An 878-nucleotide genomic window follows, 5' to 3' on the forward strand; every position below is an offset into this window, starting at 1 on the left:
CCAGCCAAGATTTTCCATACCCATCAGGGCCATTGATCGCAATAAGGTTGGATCCAAAGTTGGTCAACAACTCCAATCTATCCAATAACTCGGTTTGAGAATCTAATTCCAGAACGTGAGCAAAACTCATCTAATAACCTTCTTAAACAACAAGAATGACGCCAGATGGCGTCATTACAAGGTTAAATATTGCGACCGAAATCAATAGCCTGCTGAATCACTTCTTGTGAAGTATCGGCTATCACTTCCGCACTGCCAATTCCGGTTGGTAGAACTAAGCGCAATTGACCTGACAGCACTTTTTTATCACGCATCATATGCTTGATAAAGTCATCAAAACTCATGCTGTCGGGTGTATGGACTGGCAATTTCGCTCTGCGCAACAATGCCACAATACGCTCAAACTGCTTTTCAGAAATCAGTCCACGCAGAAGTGACGTTTTGGCCGCCATCACCGTACCAGAAGACACCGCCTCACCATGTAACCAATTGCCGTAGCCTAATTCAGCTTCTATTGCATGACCGAAAGTGTGACCCAAATTGAGCAACGCACGAATTCCAGACTCTTTTTCGTCTTGTGCAACCACTTCAGCTTTAATTTGGCAGCAACGAGCAATGGCATAGGTAAGCGCGTCTTCATCCAACGCGTATAAACGGTCTAAATTTTCTTCCAGCCAATCAAAGAATGCACCATCATAAATAATGCCGTATTTGATCACTTCAGCTATACCAGCAGCAAATTCACGCTCAGGTAGCGTCGATAAACAGTTGGTATCGATGATCACCGCTTTCGGTTGGTAAAATGCGCCAAGCATGTTTTTACCTAGCGGATGAGTGAGTGCCGTTTTGCCGCCAGCGGCAGAATCCACCTGGGACAA

The 878-nt window shown here is 45.1% G+C and carries 1 protein-coding gene; it reads right to left on the reverse strand.

What is annotated here, in order from left to right:
• Nucleotides 1-182: 182 nt before the first annotated feature.
• On the reverse strand, nt 183-878 hold a 696-nt coding region (locus R7R78_RS25120), incomplete at its 5' end, for a 3-dehydroquinate synthase family protein (RefSeq protein WP_225474501.1).

This window comes from Vibrio sp. 2134-1 (assembly GCF_033339495.1).